This is a genomic window from Micromonospora sp. DT15 (assembly GCF_049841475.1).
In the GTDB taxonomy this organism is placed as follows: Bacteria; Actinomycetota; Actinomycetes; order Mycobacteriales; family Micromonosporaceae; genus Micromonospora.
The window spans coordinates 328940-344983 of the sequence record NZ_JBNCKJ010000001.1 but is presented as its reverse complement, the minus strand read 5'-3'; the positions used below and the strand labels follow the sequence as shown (position 1 = coordinate 344983).

Annotated in this window: 11 protein-coding genes; 1 reads left to right on the top strand and 10 read right to left on the bottom strand. The window is 72.7% G+C overall.

Going from position 1 to position 16044, the window contains the following annotated elements; all coding sequences use genetic code 11:
• Positions 1-261 precede the first annotated feature (261 nt).
• From ACLQ3F_RS01575 to ACLQ3F_RS01530, 10 genes are all read right to left on the bottom strand, one after another.
• A complete protein-coding gene (locus ACLQ3F_RS01575) occupies positions 262-1194 on the bottom strand; it encodes a sporulation protein (RefSeq protein WP_425845318.1) in 933 nt (310 codons plus the stop codon).
• 161 nt (positions 1195-1355) lie between these two features.
• Positions 1356-2420 carry a hemolysin family protein gene (locus tag ACLQ3F_RS01570; protein ID WP_355009521.1) on the bottom strand — a complete coding sequence of 355 codons (1065 nt, stop codon included), beginning with the start codon at positions 2418-2420 and terminating at the stop codon, positions 1356-1358.
• Positions 2417-3772: a hemolysin family protein gene (locus ACLQ3F_RS01565; protein WP_425845315.1), complete on the bottom strand. Its 1356-nt coding sequence runs from the start codon at positions 3770-3772 to the stop codon at positions 2417-2419. The genes ACLQ3F_RS01570 and ACLQ3F_RS01565 overlap by 4 nt, the downstream gene beginning before the upstream one ends.
• A 183-nt stretch (positions 3773-3955) precedes the next feature.
• Positions 3956-4315 (bottom strand): monovalent cation/H(+) antiporter subunit G, encoded by a 360-nt coding sequence (gene mnhG, locus ACLQ3F_RS01560; protein WP_355009596.1) that lies wholly within the window; start codon positions 4313-4315, stop codon positions 3956-3958.
• On the bottom strand, positions 4315-4578 hold the full coding sequence (locus tag ACLQ3F_RS01555; RefSeq protein ID WP_355009523.1) for a monovalent cation/H+ antiporter complex subunit F: 264 nt from the start codon (positions 4576-4578) through the stop codon (positions 4315-4317). Before ACLQ3F_RS01555 ends, mnhG begins: the two co-directional genes overlap by 1 nt.
• Positions 4575-5186 (bottom strand): Na+/H+ antiporter subunit E, encoded by a 612-nt coding sequence (locus ACLQ3F_RS01550; protein ID WP_425845312.1) that lies wholly within the window; start codon positions 5184-5186, stop codon positions 4575-4577. Before ACLQ3F_RS01550 ends, ACLQ3F_RS01555 begins: the two co-directional genes overlap by 4 nt.
• The gene (locus tag ACLQ3F_RS01545) at positions 5183-6688 is read right to left on the bottom strand and encodes a Na+/H+ antiporter subunit D (protein WP_425845310.1); all 1506 of its coding nucleotides are present in this window, start codon (positions 6686-6688) and stop codon (positions 5183-5185) included. Before ACLQ3F_RS01545 ends, ACLQ3F_RS01550 begins: the two co-directional genes overlap by 4 nt.
• Positions 6688-7167, bottom strand: coding sequence for a Na(+)/H(+) antiporter subunit C (locus ACLQ3F_RS01540; protein WP_425845308.1), 480 nt, complete (start codon positions 7165-7167; stop codon positions 6688-6690). Before ACLQ3F_RS01540 ends, ACLQ3F_RS01545 begins: the two co-directional genes overlap by 1 nt.
• 114 nt (positions 7168-7281) lie before the next feature.
• Positions 7282-10116, bottom strand: a complete 2835-nt coding sequence (locus ACLQ3F_RS01535) for a Na+/H+ antiporter subunit A (RefSeq protein WP_425845305.1) — start codon at positions 10114-10116, stop codon at positions 7282-7284.
• Positions 10117-10705: 589 nt separating this feature from the next.
• Positions 10706-11092: a hypothetical protein gene (locus tag ACLQ3F_RS01530; protein ID WP_355009528.1), complete on the bottom strand. Its 387-nt coding sequence runs from the start codon at positions 11090-11092 to the stop codon at positions 10706-10708.
• 178 nt (positions 11093-11270) lie between these two features.
• Here ACLQ3F_RS01530 and ACLQ3F_RS01525 point away from each other — a divergent pair, with 178 nt between their 5' ends.
• Positions 11271-15941, top strand: coding sequence for an Lhr family helicase (locus ACLQ3F_RS01525; RefSeq protein ID WP_425845302.1), 4671 nt, complete (start codon positions 11271-11273; stop codon positions 15939-15941).
• Positions 15942-16044: the final 103 nt, after the last annotated feature.

Sequence of the window (16044 nt, the reverse complement as noted above, 5' to 3'; positions counted from 1 at the left end):
CCGCGATCTTGCACTTTCGGTTGGCGAAATGCGCGCTGTTGGCGGATTTGTCGGCACCGAAAATGCAAGATCGCGGAGGTTAGCGACGTCGCGTCCTCCGCACGCGTCGATCTTGGAGTTGTGGTGCCTCATGAAAGGCGCGAAACGGGATGTTCATCCCACCACGACTCCATGATCGACGGGCCGTAGGGCAGCGCGGGGTCGGCGGCGAGGGCGGCGCGGGGCCGGCAGCGCGAAGGGGCGAGGGCAGCGCGGGGCGGGTCAGGTGCCGTCGCCGCCGCCGGAGCCGCCGCCTCCTATGCCGGCGCCGCCGGCTGTGCCGCCGAGGCCGTAACCCGGTTTGATCGGCTCGTCGGGGTGGCGGCTGACGTGGGCTGATCCCGCGATCTGCGCGGACCAGTCGGCGTGCGCGGCAGCGGCGGCGTGCCGATTGATCGCCTGGCGGATCCAGCCGTCCACAGTGGCGACCCAGTCCCGCCGGTCGGCGCCCTCGTGCCAGATCCGGAACCGGCTGATGCTCTGGTGGGTGATGCCGGCCAGCGCCAGCCGGCGGTCCATCCAGAGGATCACCTCCAGGCCCGCCGAGTTGGTCACGAAGATCACTTCCAGCTCGGTGATCGGGCCGGCGTAGAGCGGTCCGACCCAGTAGCCCCAGCGCTGGTGCAACGGCAGGGTGTGTTCCACCCCCGGCAGCCCGCCCTCCTGCAACCCGGACTGGCGGATCATGAAGCCGAGAGTGTCCAGCGCCGCCAGCACGTGCTGCTGGGTGGGGATCGGGTGCACGAAGACCGGCACCATGGCCCCCTGGTCGAGGTCGGGGTCGAGCGACACCTCGGTCCGCAAACCCATCCGCAGGCTCAGCAGCGGCACCCCACCGAAGGTGGTCACCGGGGTCTCCCACGGCAGCGGGAACGCGAAGTCGACAGCCCGCCGCCGACCGGCCGGTACGACGAACCGGCCGGCGATCGGCACGTCGAAGAACTGCATGAGACGCCGGGGCGCGGACGGGTCGTCCGGCTCGACGGTGGTGACCAGGCCGAGTCGGATGTGCCGAACCAGCACGTTGTCCGGGCCGGCCGCGAGGGTCACCCGCCCGGGCAGGCGCAGGCCCGGTCGGGTACTCGGGTTGGGCAGCGTGGTCTGCACGGAGAGCCCGGTCCCACCGGACTCCGGGGACACTCCCGTCAGCCGCACCGCACGCCCCCTCCCGGGACGGGGCCGTGCCGGCCCCACCCGGCGCGCCTACCCGGTCGGGGTGACCTCAAGCTTGCCGCGCCGACCCGGCCGCGCCTCCTCGACGCGGCCACGCCTCCTCGACCCGGCCGCGCCTCCTCGGCGCGGCCGGGTCGTAGGGGTCAGCGCAACCGCCGCCCGCGGGGCACCGTGTCGGTCTCGTCGTCGAACTCCCCGATGACCTCCTCCAGGAGGTCCTCCAGGGCCACGAAACCGATCGGCCGGGCCGGGCCACCGCCGTTGCGGACCAGCGCGAGTTGTGACTGTCGAGCCCGCATCGCCGCCACCGCCTCGGTGACCGAGGACGTCGCGGGCAGGGTGAACGCGGGGGTCATCAGCTCCCCGGCGGTGGCGACCCGGCCGGTGGTGACCACCCGTACCGCCTCCCGGACGTGCACGAGCCCGCACACGTCGCCCGCCTCGTCGAGCACCGCGAGCCGGGATCGGCCGCTGTCCCGGCTGACCTCCTCGATCCGCTCGGCCGGGTCGTCGCGGCGGACGGTGACCATGGTGGCGAACGGTTCCATCACCTGCGCCACCGACGTGCCCTGCAACTCCAGCATGCTGGTCAGCAGTTGGTGCTGCTCAGCGCCGAGCAACCCGTGCTCCCGGGACTGCTCCAGCAGCATCCGCAGCTCGTCCGGGCCGTGCACCTGGGCGAGCTGGTCCTGCTGATTGACGCCGAACAGCCGCAGGATCGCGTTGGCCAGGGCGTTCAGCGCGGAGAGCACCGGCCGGGAAACCCGGGCGAAGGCGCGGAACGGCAACGCGAGCAGCGTCGCCGAGCGCTCCGCGTCGGTGATCGCCCACGACTTCGGTGCCATCTCCCCCACCACCAGGTGCAGGAAGGTCACCACCCCGAGGGCGAAGACCAGAGCGATCAGGTGACTGGCAGCGTCCGGCAGGCCCACCGCGTGCAGCAGGGGGCTGAGCAGGTGCTCGATCGCCGGCTCGGCCAGCGCGCCGAGACCCAGGGTGCACAGCGTGATGCCGAGCTGCGCGCCGGCCAGCATCAGCGACAGCTCGCGGACGCCATCCAACGCGGCCCGTGCCGCTCGGCCACCGTTTGCCGCCGCCTGTTCCAGGCGGTAGCGCTTGCTGGCCACCAGGGCGAACTCGGCGGCCACGAAGAACCCGTTCAGCGCCAGCAGGATCACCGAACTGAACAGTGCGATCCCGGGGCTCATGCGGTCACCTCGGGTTTGGTCAACTGCAACCGCACCGAGTCGGCCACGTGCCGGTCCACGGCCAGCACCTCGACCAGCGCCCGGGGCTCCGCCTCGTTGACCTCGCCGTCCGCGCCCTCGGGTTGCAGGCTGATCTCCAATCGGTCACCGACCTCGGGCACCCGGCCCAGCTCCCGCATCACCAACCCGGACAGGGTGTCGTACTCGGGGGCCTCGGGCAGGGCGATGCCGGTGCTGTCGGCGACCTCGTCGATCCGCCAGCGGGCCGGCACCACCCAGGACCCGTCGTCCTGCCGGGCGGGTGCCCGGTCCGGTGGGTCGTCCTCGTCGCGGATCGGGCCGACCAGTTCCTCGGCGATGTCCTCGAGCGTGATGACGCCGGCGAAGCCGCCGTACTCGTCGACCACGCACGCCATCTGCCGGTGCCCGGACCGCAGGCGGTCGAGCACTGTGGGCAGGGGCAACGTCTCCGGTACGAGCAGCGGCGGCCCGGCCACCGCGCTCACCGGGGTGGTGGCCCGCTCCGCCGGGGGTACGCCGAGCACGTCGGCGATACCGACGATGCCGAGCACGTCGTCGACGCCCTCCGCACCGCGTACCGGGAAGCGGGAGTGGCCGGTGTCCAGCAGCTCGACCACCCGGCTCACCGGCTCGTGCGCCCGGACGGTGTGCACGTCGACGCGGGGCACCATCGCCTCGCCGGCGGTCAGCTCGCGGAAGTCCAGACCTCGGTCGAGCAGCGTGGACATCTCGGCGTCGAGGCTGCCCTCCTCGCGGGACTCGGCGATGATCTGTTCCAGGTCGGCCGGGGTGGCACCGCTGGGCAGTTCCTCGATCGGCTCGATGCCGATCCGGCGCAGCAGCCGGACCGAGGCCCGGTCGAAGAGCCGGATCAGCGGCCCGGCGACGGCCAGGTAGACGAGGGTGGACCGGCTCAGCGCCCGCGCCAGTTGCTCGGCCCGCGCGATGGCCAGGTTCTTCGGGGCCAGCTCACCGAGGACCATCTGCACGACGGTGGCGATGACCAGGGCCAACGCCACCGACAGCGGCAGACTGACCGCCTCGCTGACACCGGCCACGCCGAGCAGGTCGGCAAGACCGCCGCCCAGGTACGGCTCGGCGACGTAGCCGACCAGCAGGGCGGTGACGGTGATGCCGAGTTGCGCGCCGGAGAGCATGAAGGAGAGCCGGCTGGTCACGGTCAGGGCCCGGGCGGCGGCCGGATCGCCGTCGTCGGCGAGCTGGCGCAGCTTGCCCCGGTCCACGGCGACGTAGCCGAACTCCTGCGCCACGAAGTAGCCGGTGGCGGCAGTAAGAACAATGATCAGAAGGAGACCAACGACGATCAACACGGGTCGCTCAGGGCTCCCGGGGTCGTCGGTACGGGGATATGCCGGGCACGACCCGGCTGGCTACTGCTGCCCTCCTGGGCAGAAGAGTCGATCATGCCGCTATTTTATCGGCGTCGGCTGGGACTCCGCTGGGGGTGGGCCGAAGGAGCGGATCGTCCGGTTCACCGGGCCGCCCGGGGCCGTTCACGCCGGGCCCGCCGATCCACCACCTGATCCGCGTTCGGCCAGCTCATCGGCGTCGAGCAGGCTCCGGTCAAGCCGCCCCGACCGGTACGCGGCCCGCCCGATCATCTGCGCCGCGACCGGCGCGGTGGACAACTGGAAGACCGCCACCAGCAGGATCATGCCCAGGTCCGCCGGGGACCGCAGCCGCAACGCGATGCCCAGCAGCAACAGGAGCACCCCGAGCACCTGTGGTTTGGTGGCCGCGTGCATCCGGGACAGCGCGTCCGGGAACCGCAGTACGCCGATCCCGGCGGCCAGGGCGAGCAGCGCGCCGGCCACCAGACAACCGGCGCCGAGCCAGTCCGCGATCGTCGCGATCACTGCTGCTCCCGGACGGCGAAGCGGACCAGCGACACCGAGCCCACGAAGCCGAGCAGGGAGAGCACCACCAGCACGGGCAGCGTGGTGGCGTGCCGATTGACCGCCGCCTCGGCGCCCACCCCGGCGACCATCGTGGCGAGCAGCATGTCCGCGGCGATCACCCGGTCGACCAGCGACGGGCCACGGTAGAGGCGGGCCAGCGCGAGGAGCGCGGTGACCGACAGCAGTGCGGTGAGGACGACGGCCAGGAAGGTGGTCACGGGCGGGTTCCCTTCTCGGGTGAGGTGACGTCGAGTCGGCGCAGTTCGCTGGTGGAGCCGATCGCGCGGATGATTCGCCGCTCGACGGTGAGCGTGCGGGCCCGGGCCACGTCCAGGTCCCTGGGACTGTGGGTGTCCAGGACGTGCAGGTAGAGAGTTCCGGAGTCCCGGTCCACCTCGAGGATCAACGTGCCCGGCACCAACGAGACCGCCTCGGCGGTGAGCGCCAGGTTCAGGTCGGTGGCCACCCGCAACCGGACCCCGATGATCGCCCCGCGCGGTCGGTAGCCGGGCTGCACGGCGATCCGGGCGATGTGCAGGCTCGCGCTGACCAGCTCGACGGCGAACCGGCCCGCGAACACCAGCAGCGCCCACGGTCGCAACCGGCCACCGAAGCTGACCGCCGGCAGCGGGTAGAACACCAGCACGGCCGCACCCACCAACAGGCCACCGATCAGGTTGGCCCAGTTGACGTCACCCCAGAGCAGGATCCAGACCACCACCAGCCACCCGAGCGCCACCGCCTGGTCCCGCCAGCGCCCGAGCCGCCCTCGCCCCACCACGGCGGACCCGGGGGTGTCGGGAGCCGGCTCCGGGGGGCCGGTCACGGCACACCGCCCGGCAGCACGGCATGGACGTACGGGGTGCGCAGCCGCAGGTCCGAAGCCGCGTCGGTGGTGACGTCGAAGAGCGGACCGGCCAGCACTGTCAACGCCAGCCCGAGGGCGACCAGGGCCACTGTGGCGCCCACCATCAGCCTCGGCAGCTGGATCCCCGGCTCGCTGGTGGCCAGCCGGGGCGCGCGCCAGAAGGCGATGTTCCACACCCGGGACGCCACGTACAGGGTGAGCAGGCTGGTCAGCGTGCCGGCCGCGACCAGCACGCCGGGCAGCGGCCCGCCGGCGGCTACCCCGGCCTGGAGCAGGCCGAGCTTGCCGAGGAAGCCGGAGAACGGTGGTACGCCGGCGAGATTCATGGCCGGGATGAAGAAGAGCACACCCAGCAGCGGCGCCACCCGGGCCAACCCGCCGATACGACGCAGGTCGGTGCTGCCGGCACGCTCCTCCACCAGGCCGGCGACGAGGAACAGCGTGGTCTGGATGGTGATGTGGTGCACCACGTAGAAGATCGCGCCGGAGAGGCCGGCCACGGTGCTCAACGCCACCCCGAAGATCATGTAGCCGATGTGACTGACCAGGGTGAACGAGAAAAGGCGCTTCAGGTCGGACTGGGCCACCGCGCCGAGGATGCCGATCACCATGGTCAGCCCGGCGACGACCATGAGCAGGATGTGGGCACGCCCACCCGGAAACAGCAACGTCTCGGTGCGGATGATCGCGTAGACGCCCACCTTGGTGAGCAGACCCGCGAAGACGGCCGTGACCGGAGCCGGTGCGGTGGGGTAGCTGTCCGGCAGCCAGGCCGACAGCGGGAAGACCGCCGCCTTGATCGCGAAGGCCAGTAGCAACATCAGCTCCAGGGCCAGTCGGACACCGCCGGGCAGGTCGTCGAGACGCTGGGCGAGCTGGGCAAGATTGAGTGTGCCGGTGGCCGCGTACACCAGACCCACCGACATCAGAAAGATCATCGAGGAGAGGATGCTGACCACCACGTACGTCGACCCGGTCCGGATCCGGGTTTCCGTGCCCCCCAGGGTGATCAGCACGAAGCTGGCGGCCAGCAGGATCTCGAACCCGACGAAGAGGTTGAACAGGTCACCGGCCAGGAACGCGTTCGTGACACCCGCCGTGAGCACCAGGTACGTCGGGTGGAAGATCGACACCGGGGAGCTCTCAATCGTCTCGCTGCCGCCCTGGCCCACCGAGTACAGCAACACGCACAGCGTCACCGCCGACGAGACCACGACCATCAGCGCGGCCAGCTGATCGGCCACCAGGACGATGCCGACCGGCGCCGGCCACCCCCCGACCGCCACCACCACCGGCCCGTGCCGGTACGCCTGCACCAGCAGCACCACCGCCACCGTGAGCGTGCCGCTCAGACACAGCACGCTGATCGTTCGCTGGATTCGGGGCTTCCCGGCCAGCAGCAGGGTCAGCGCCGCACCGAGCAGCGGCACCACCACCGGCAGCGGCACCAGGGCGCGCATCACGACTCGTCCCCGCGTCGTAGCCGTCGGCGGGCCGGCTCGGGATCGACCTGTTCCGGGTCTCCGTTCGGGCCCTCGCCACCGTGATCGACAGTACCCACCTCGTTGCGTCCGGCCCGGCGGATGATCTGCCTGTCCTCCAGGTCGTCGGGCACCTCGTCGTCCCCGGACAGATACCAACTGCGGTACGCCACAGCGAGCAGGAACGCGGCGAACCCGAAGGTGATCACGATGGAGGTCAACACCATCGCCTGCGGCAGCGGGTCGCTCATCCGCTCCACCGGGCCCGTGCCGACGATCGGCGCCGCACCCGACCGCCCGCCCAACAGGATCAACAGGTTCACCCCGTTGCCGAGCATGATCACCCCGAGCAGGATCCGGGTCAGGCTGCGCTCCAACAGCAGGATCACCCCGCACCCGACCAGCACCGCGACGGCGAGCACCAGCACCAACGTCGGCCCCGCACCGCTCCTCGTCACCGCGCCACCCCTGTTCGCGACTGCGGGGCTCGCAAACCCGGCTCACTCCTCGCGCTCACCGCGCCACCCCTGTTCGCGACTGCGGGGCTCGCAAACCCGGCTCACTCCTCGCGCTCACGCCCGGTCCCCCTTGTCGACGGCCAACCCGCCGCTGGCCGTTCCAGTGGCCTCGATGTGCCGGTCCACCTCGGCACCGAGGCTGCGCAGGATGTCCAGGACCAACCCGATCACCACCAGGTACACGCCGATGTCGAAGAAGAGCGACGTGACCAGATGGGCGTCGCCGATCAGTGGCAGGGTTCGGTCGACCTTCGCGCTCTCCAGCACCGACCCGCCGAGCAGCAGCGCCACCACACCACTGCCCACCGCCATGGCCAGCCCGGCGCCGAGGATCGCGCCAGCGCCGATCGGGGCCGCCTCGGTCAGCTCGTACCGGCCGCCGGCCAGGTAGCGCACCACCAGGGCGAGACCCGCCACCAGCCCGCCGGCGAACCCGCCGCCCGGCGCGTTGTGCCCGGAGAAGAGCAGGAACAGCGAGAACAGCACCACGGTGTGGAAGATCAGCCGGATGACCACCTCCAACACGATCGAGCGGCGCTCCTCGTAGAGGGTGGGGCCACCGCGCAGCCACACCGGCCGGCCGCGTCCGCTCTCCTCCTGCTCGGCACCGGGCCGGCGCGGCCGCGGCCCCGTGCGGGAGCGCTCGAAGATCAGGCTGGCCACCCCGGTCGCGGCCACCACCAGCACCGCCAGCTCGCCCATCGTGTCCCAGGCCCGGATGTCGACAAGGGTCACGTTGACCACGTTGCGGCCGTACCCGTGCACCACCGCCAGATCCGGAAAGGCGGCGGAGATGTCCGGCGCCCGGCGGGCGCCGACGGCGGTGAGGGCCAACCCGGCGGCCACCACACCCGCCGCCACCCCGATCACCCGGCGGACCCAACGGGTACGGCGCAGCGGGCGGGCCGAGAACCGCTCCGGCAGGCGACGCAGCACCAGCACGAAGACCGCGATCGTCGCGGTTTCCACCAGAAACTGGGTGAGCGCCAGGTCGGGCGCTCCGTGCAGCACGAACAACATCGCCGTGCCGTAGCCGGTCATGCCCACCAGCAGCATCGCGGTCAGCCGGCGACGGGCGCCGACCGCCAGCACCGCCGCCACCGTGATCACCACGACGACCACCGGTTGCAGCGCGCTGTCCCAGAGTGGAATCCGCGCACGCCAGGGGCTGGCGGAAAGCATCGCCGCACCCGGCACCAGCACCAGTGTCACCAGGATGATGCCCAGATACTGCGGCAGCGAGCCACGCTGGGTCGCGCTGGTGACCTCGATGGCCATCCGGTCGAACCGGCCGACCACCCACTCGTACCCCTGGTTGCCTCCCACCGGTGACCGGAGCCGGGCCAGCACCGGGGCGAGCGGCCCGCGCGCGGCGAAGAGCAGACCGCCACCGACGAGCGCCAGCACGGACAGGCCGAGCGCCGGGGTCGGTCCGGCCCAGAGCGCCAGGTGCGCGTCGACACCGCCGAGCAGATCGGCGTACGGGCGCAGCAGGTTGTCCAGCACGCTCGCGGCCGGACCGGCTAGCAGACCGACACCGGCGAGCACCGCGGGCGGGACCAGCATCGACGCGGCGATCGACCCCGGCGGGACCGGTGCCACACCCGGCCGGTCGGCGAACGCGCCCCAGAGGAAGCGGGCGCTGTACGCGACGGTGAGCACCGTCCCGGCGACCAGGCCGGTGAGGAGCACCGGCTGGTCGGTGAAGGCCGCGAACACCGCCTCCTTGGCCACGAAGCCGACCAGCGGCGGCACACCGGCCATCGACGCCGCGGCCAGCACTGCGACCACGAACAGCGGCCGGGACCAGTGCCGCACCCCGGACAGCTCGCGCAGGTCACGGGTGCCGGCACCGTGGTCGATGATGCCGACGACCAGGAACAGCGCCGCCTTGAACAGGGCGTGCGACAGCAGCATCGCGGTGCCGGCCAGCGCGGCGTCGGGCGTGCCCGAGCCGGTCACCGCCACCAGCAGGCCGAGCTGGCTGACCGTCCCGTACGCCAGCAGCAGCTTGAGGTCGGTCTGACGCAGCGCGGCCCACCCGCCGAGCAGCATGGTCGCCACGCCGGCGACCTGCACCAGCGGCCGCCACGGGCCGACCGTGGCGAGCACCGGCGCGAGCAGCCCGACCAGGTAGACACCGGCCTTGACCATGGCGGCGGCGTGCAGGTAGGCGCTGACCGGAGTGGGTGCCGCCATCGCGACCGGCAGCCACGAGCTGAACGGCAGCACCGCCGACTTGGAAAGCGCGCCGGCCAGGATCAGCAGCACGGCGCCCACCAGGTACCCGCCTCCGGGCAGAGGCTGCTCGCTGATCTCCGACCAGCGGTAGGTGCCGGCGTGTTCGCCCAGCATGATGAAGCCGACCAGCATGGCGAGTCCGCCCAGCGTGGTGACTGTCAACGCCTGCGCCGCCGCCCAACGGCTGGACCGCCGTTCGGTGCTGTGCCCGATCAGCAGGTACGAGAAGATCGTGGTCAGCTCCCAGCCGACGTAGAGCAGCAGCAGGTCGTCGGAGAAGACCAGCGCGAGCATCGCGCCCGCGAAGGCGACCAGGACCGCGACGAATCGCGCCAGCCCGCTGGAACCGGCGCCGAAATACCGGGCGCTGTAGACCAGCACCAGCGCGCCGACGCCGCCGATCAGCAGCGTCATCAGCCAGGACAGCGTGGTGAGCCGGAACGCGATGTCGAGGTCCAACTGCCGGATCCACGGGTACGTCTCGACCACCGCCCCGCCGTCGGCGACGGCCGGAGTGCGGGCCACCGCCCAGCAGAACGCGGCAGCCGGCGCGAGCGCCAGCGGGTAGCACGCGCGCGGACCCCACCGGCGGACGAGCAGGGGCGCGGCGAGGGCCGCCACGAGATGGAGGATGAGCAGTACCAGCACCTGCGCTCCCGATCGACATGGCCGACGCCCGTGGCAGCGGTGGCGCCTAGCAGCGATCAGACGCCAGTTCCTCCCCCGCCGGGCGGTTTTGCCAGAATTCGTCCCCTCAGGCCCTCCAACCCCACTCCACCCCCACCCCCACCCCGACCCCCGCCCCTCAGCCCCAGCCCCAGCCCCAGCCCCCGCCCCAGCCTGGCAACCTCCCCCGTTCTCCCCCGCTCGCGCCGATCTTGCAGTTTCGGCTGTCGACTCGCGTGAAATGTCCGCTATGCCACGACAGAAAGTGCAAGATCGCGGGGAACGAGGAGCGCACCCCGGTCGATCATGGAGTTGTGGTGCCTGATTTGGTCTTTCACGGGGCACTTGTCACCCACCACAACTCCTTGATCGACGGGTGGGGCGGGCGCGGACGGGGCACGCGTGGGGCGCGGACCGCAGCCAGGGGTACGGGGCGCGGGCGAAGGCGCGGGGCGCGGGCGAAGGCGCGGGGCGCGGGGTGGCGGTGGGGCGCGGGGTGGCGGTGGGGCGCGGGGTGGCGGTGGGGCGCGGGGTGGCGGTGGGGCGCGAGGCGCGGGGTGGGGCGGGGTTGTCAGGTCAGGAGGGCGTTGTTGAGGGGTTGCGCGTCGCCGGGTGCGGGGCGGTCGCGGCGCAGCTCGGCCAGCAGGTCGGGGCGGCCGAGTTGGCGGGCGACCCGGTCGACGACCCGCTCGGCGGCGGTCAGCGAACGCACCGACAGCAGGCGGCCACGGCTCTCGCGACGCAGCACGAAGTAGTGCACTGCCACGCGGACCTGACCCCGGTCGGCGGCGCTGGCCTGGGCGGTGCAGAGGACCATCTGGCGTAGACAGTGGGCGAGGCGTTCGGCGAGCTCGAGCTCGGGGCCGTGCAGGCCGGCGCGGAGCGCGGCGAGGTGGCTGTCGACCTTGCGAATCAGCACGTCGGTGCCCGGTTCGACGGTGCGCTGCTCGCCGGCCATCAAATCCCCTCACCCCGGTTCGCGTTGCGAGTGAAGTTACTTTATGTTGCTCCTCAGAAGCAAGCAGTTAAGTGAGACTTAACGTATTAAGCGCACCTTCCACGCTTTTTGCATTTCGCTGGTTCATTCCGTCGTGAGGTCGCTCGTGCATGTCGGACCCGCGGGGCACGATGGACCCGTGACCGGGGCAGACGCAGACGCCGGCGCGGTGCTGGCCGGGTTCGGCCCGGCCACCCGCGCCTGGTTCGACAACGCCTTCGCCGCCCCGACCGCCGCGCAAACCGGCGCCTGGCGGTCGGTCGCCGCCGGGCGCAACGCGCTCGTCGTGGCGCCCACCGGCTCGGGCAAGACGCTCGCGGCCTTCCTCTGGTCACTGGACCGGCTCGCCAGCGAGCCAGCACCGGCCGAGGCCCGCCAGCGGTGCCGCGTGCTCTACGTCAGCCCGCTCAAGGCTCTCGCCGTCGACGTGGAGCGCAACCTGCGCGCCCCGCTGGCCGGCATCCGGCAGGCGGCCACCCGCTTGGGCGTCGCACCGCCCGACATCACCGTCGGCATGCGCACCGGCGACACGCCCGCCGACGAGCGACGCGCCTTCGCCCGCACCCCACCGGACATCCTCATCACCACGCCTGAGTCGCTGTTCCTGCTGCTCACCTCCGCGGCTCGCGACTCGCTGCGCGGCATCCAGACGGTGATCGTCGACGAGGTGCACGCAGTTGCCGGCAGTAAACGCGGCGCCCACCTCGCCCTCTCCCTCGAACGCCTCGACGAGCTGCTGCCCGCCCCGGCGCAGCGCATCGGCCTCTCGGCCACCGTCCGGCCGATCGACGCCTGTGCGCAGTTCCTCGGCGGCGCCCGCCCGGTCGACGTGGTGCAGCCGGCCACCCTGAAGACCATCGAGGTCAGCGTCGAGGTCCCGGTGGAGGACATGACCCGCCTGGACGAGCAGGAGCAGCCACCGGAGGACGACCTCGGCGGCCCCGGGCCACGTCGGGCGTCGATCTGGCCGGCCGTGGAGGAACGGGTCTTCACCCTCATCGGGCAGCACCGCTCGACCATCGTCTTCACCAACTCCCGGCGTAGTGCCGAGCGCCTCTGCGCCCGACTCAACGAGCTGGCCGCCGAGGCGGTGGCCGCATCCGCGTCGGGCGAGGGCGCGATCGGCGCACCGGAGGGGTTGCCGGCCGGCGACGACCCGGCGGGCGACGGTGACCCGGCATCCGGCGCGCAGCGCTGGGGCGGTCCCGCCGGTCCGCTGCGCAACCGGCCGCCGGCCGAGGTGATGGCCCAGTCCGGCGCGGCCACCGGCGCGGCGCCCGTGATCGCCCGCGCCCACCACGGCAGCGTCTCCCGGGAGGAGCGCAAGCACATCGAGGAAGCGCTCAAGTCCGGCCAGCTCCCGGCGGTGGTGGCCACCTCCAGCCTGGAGCTCGGCATCGACATGGGCGCTGTCGACCTGGTGGTGCAGATCGAGGCGCCGCCCAGCGTGGCTGCCGGTCTGCAACGGGTCGGCCGGGCCGGGCACCAGGTGGGCGCGGTCTCGCGGGGGGTGGTCTTCCCCAAGCACCGCGGCGACCTGCTCTCCTGCGCGGTGGTCGCCGAGCGGATGACCGCCGGAGCGATCGAGGAGCTGCACTACCCGCGCAATCCGTTGGACGTGCTGGCCCAGCAGATCGTGGCGATGGTGGCGCTGGAGCCGTGGACGCTGGGCGACCTGGCCGTGCTGGTCCGCCGGGCCGCGCCCTTCGCCGAGCTGCCCGACTCGGCGCTGCACGCCGTGCTCGACATGCTCTCCGGCCGCTACCCGTCCACGGCGTTCGCCGAGCTGCGCCCCCGGCTCGTCTGGGACCGGGCCACCGATGTGCTCACCGGCCGCCAGGGGGCGCAACGCCTGGCGGTGACCAGCGGCGGAACCATCCCCGACCGGGGTCTGTTCGGGGTCTTCCTGGCCGGCGCCGAGCGGGCCGCCCGGGTCGGCGAGCTGGACGAGGAGATGGTCTACGAGTCCCGGGTCGGTGACGTCTTCCTGCTCGGCTCGTCCTCCTGGCGGATCGAGGAGATCACTCCGGACCGGGTGCTGGTCTCGCCCGCCCCGGGGCAGGCCGCCCGCATGCCGTTCTGGAAGGGCGACCAGCTGGGCCGGCCGGTGGAGCTGGGCCGGGCGATCGGCGCCCGGGTCCGCACCCTGCTGCGCCAGACCGACGAGGCGGCAGTGGCCGCGCTGCGCGACGGTGGGCTGGACGACTGGGCCGCCAACAACCTGATGGCCTACCTGCGCGAGCAGCGGGAGGCCACCCGCTCGCTGCCCGACGACCGCACGGTGGTGGTCGAGCGGTTCCGCGACGAACTGGGTGACTGGCGGCTGGCCGTGCACAGCGTGCTCGGTGCCCGGGTCAACGGACCCTGGGCCCTCGCGGTGGGCCGCCGGCTGGCCGAGCGGTACGGGGTCGACGCCCAGGTGATGCCCTCCGACGACGGCATCGTGGTGCGTCTTCCGGACACCGCCGACGAGCCGCCCGGCGCCGACGTGGTGGTCTTCGAGCCCGACGAGATCGCCCAGCTCGTGGAGGAGTCGGTCGGCACCTCCGCCCTGTTCGCCGCCCGTTTCCGGGAGTGCGCCGCCCGGTCCCTGCTGCTGCCGCGCCGCGACCCGCGGCGTCGCCAACCGCTCTGGCAGCAACGGCAGCGGGCCGCGCAACTGCTCGACGTCGCCCGCGAGTACGCGGACTTCCCGGTCACCCTGGAGGCTGCCCGGGAGTGCCTCCAGGACGTCTTCGACCAGCCGGCGCTGGCTGGGTTGATGCGCGACCTGGCCACCCGCAAGGTGCGGCTGGTCGAGGTGGAGACCAGCGCGCCGTCGCCGTTCGCGCGGTCGCTGCTCTTCGGCTATGTCGGCGCGTTCCTCTACGAGGGTGACGCCCCGCTGGCCGAGCGCCGCGCCGCCGCACTCGCCCTCGACTCCACGCTCCTCGGCGAGCTGCTCGGCCGTGTCGACCTGCGGGAGTTGCTCGACCCGGCGGTGCTCACCGAGACCGACCGGCAACTTCGGTGGCTGACCGAGCAGCGCCGCCCCCGCGACGCCGAGGACGTCGTCGAGCTGCTGCGGGTGCTCGGTGACCTGAGCGACGCCGAGTTGACCGAGCGGGGTGTGCCGGAGACGTGGCTCAGTGAGCTGGAGGCCACCCGCCGGGTGCTGCGGGTCCGGATCGCGGGCGAACAGCGCTGGGTGGGTGTCGAGGACGCCGCCCGCCTGCGCGACGCCCTCGGCGTGGCGCTGCCGATGGGGGTGGCTGAGGCGTACCTCGCCCCGGTGGCCGATCCGCTCGGTGACCTGGTGGCCCGCTACGCCCGCACCCACGGGCCGTTCGCCGCGGCCAGCTGCGCGGCCCGGTTCGGGCTCGGTGTGTTCGTCGTCGAGCAGGCGCTGCGCCGGCTCGGCGCCACCGGGCGGGTGGTCTCCGGGGAGTTCACCCCGGATTCGGCCGGCGCCCAGTGGTGCGACGCCGAGGTGCTGCGGATGCTGCGTCGTCGCTCGCTGGCGGCGCTGCGCCGGGAGATCGAGCCGGTGTCGCCCCGGGCCCTCGCCACGTTCCTGCCGCGCTGGCAGCAGGTCGGCTCGTCCGCCCGAGGTGTGGAGGCGCTCGCCGCCACCGTGGAGCAGTTGCAGGGCACCGCGGTGCCGGCGTCAGCGCTGGAGCGGTTGGTGCTGCCCGCCCGGGTCGCTGACTACTCCCCCGCCCAGTTGGACGAGCTGTGCGCCAGCGGGGAGGTGCTCTGGGCGGGGTCGGGCGCGATCTCCGGGGGCGACGGCTGGGTAACCCTGGCGTACGCGGACGCCGCACCGCTGCTGCTCCCGCCGCCCGACGAGGCGTTGACCCGTACCCCGCTGCACGACGCGGTGCTCGACGCGCTCGGCGACGGGCAGGCGCTCTTCTTCCGCCCGCTGGCCGACCGGGTCGGGTCGACCGACGACGCCGCGTTGACCGCTGTGATCTGGGACCTGGTCTGGGCGGGGTACCTCAGCAACGACACCCTCGCCCCGCTGCGCGCGGTGCTCGGCGCCGGCGGAGCGCACCGCTCCCGGCCGTCCGCGCCCCGCACCCGTTACCGGCGGCCCGGTCGGGTGGCGCTGCCGACCCGGGGTGGCCCGCCGACGGTCGCCGGCCGCTGGTCGCGTCTTCCGGAGCGGGACCTCGACCCGACCCGGCGGGCCGCCGCGCTCGCCGACCTGCTGCTGGAGCGGCACGGGGTGGTCACCCGGGGCGCGGTGATGGCCGAGCAGGTGGTCGGTGGGTTCTCGGCGGTCTACCCGGTGCTGTCGGCGCTGGAGGAGCGCGGCGCGGCCCGCCGGGGTTACTTCGTCGAAGGGCTCGGGGCGGCGCAGTTTGCCGTACCCGGTGCTGTGGACCGGCTGCGCGCGCTGGCCGAGCCGACCGACGGCGCCCGGGGTCGGGGCGCGGTGGCGACGGTGCTCGCCGCGACCGACCCGGCCAACCCGTACGGTGCGGCGCTGCCCTGGCCGGAACGGGTGATCGACTCCGGCGACGGCGCCACCCCGGCGACCGGGCACCGGGCCGGTCGCAAGGCGGGCGCCCTGGTGGTGCAGGTGGGCGGAGACCTCGTCCTCTACGTCGAACGCGGCGGCCGAACGCTGCTCTCCTTCACCGACGACACCGACGCGCTCGCCGCGGCCGGCAAGGCGCTCGCCGACGCCGTCCACTCGGGGGCGTTGGGCGCGATGTCGGTGGAGCGGGCCGACGGCGAGGCGGTGCACTCGTCGCCGCTGCGGGACGCGTTGACCGCCGCCGGCTTCCGGGCCACCCCCCGGGGCCTACGCCTGCGCGGCTGACCCGCCAAGGACCCGCCGAGGGCAATTCCGCAGAGAGCGTGATGTCTGTGAGTCATCACGATGACTCACAGACATCACGGTCAAAAGAACAACATGCTCCGGC